Source organism: Micromonospora maritima, assembly GCF_902825405.1.
GTDB classification, from domain to species: domain Bacteria; phylum Actinomycetota; class Actinomycetes; order Mycobacteriales; family Micromonosporaceae; genus Micromonospora; species Micromonospora maritima.
The window spans coordinates 1-725 of sequence record NZ_CADEAU010000956.1; the positions used below are offsets into that span (position 1 = coordinate 1).

Consider the following 725-nt stretch of genomic DNA (forward strand, 5'->3'; position numbering starts at 1 on the left):
GGGGAGATCTCGGTGGGTGGGCGTCAGTTGGTGGGTCTGGCGGAGGAGGAGGTGCGGCGGCTGCGGGGTCGGGACATGGCGATGATCTTCCAGGATCCGCTGTCGGCGTTGCATCCGTACTACACCGTCGGGAAGCAGATCGCCGAGGCGTACCGGGTCCATCATCCGAGGGCCGGGAAGCGGGAGGCGCGTGCGCGGGCGGTGGACATGCTGGACCGGGTGGGGATTCCGCAGCCGGGGCGGCGGTTCGCGCAGTATCCGCACGAGTTCTCCGGGGGGATGCGGCAGCGGGCGATGATCGCGATGGCGTTGGTCAACGATCCGGATCTGCTGATCGCGGATGAGCCGACCACGGCGTTGGACGTGACGGTGCAGGCGCAGATCCTGGACCTGCTCAGCGATCTTCAGCAGGAGTTCCGGTCGGCGATCATCCTGATCACCCACGATCTGGGTGTGGTGTCTCAGGTGGCCGACGACGTGCTGGTCATGTACGGCGGTCGGGCGGTGGAGCAGGGCAGTGTGGAGCAGGTGTTGCGGCGGCCGCAGCATCCGTACACGTGGGGGTTGTTGTCGAGCGTGCCGTCGTTGCACGGCGACGCCGACGCGGACCTGGTGCCGATCCCGGGTAACCCGCCGTCGTTGATCAATCTGCCGTCGGGGTGCGCGTTCCATCCGCGGTGCCGGTACGCCGACGTCAACGGCGACCGCTCCCGCACCGAGGTCCC

1 protein-coding gene is annotated in these 725 nt (G+C 68.3%); it reads left to right on the forward strand.

Features of this window, described 5'->3' with window-relative positions; all coding sequences use genetic code 11:
* Window positions 1-725 (forward strand): ABC transporter ATP-binding protein (locus tag HUW36_RS33795; protein ID WP_174531694.1); only part of this gene is annotated, 725 nt, incomplete at both ends.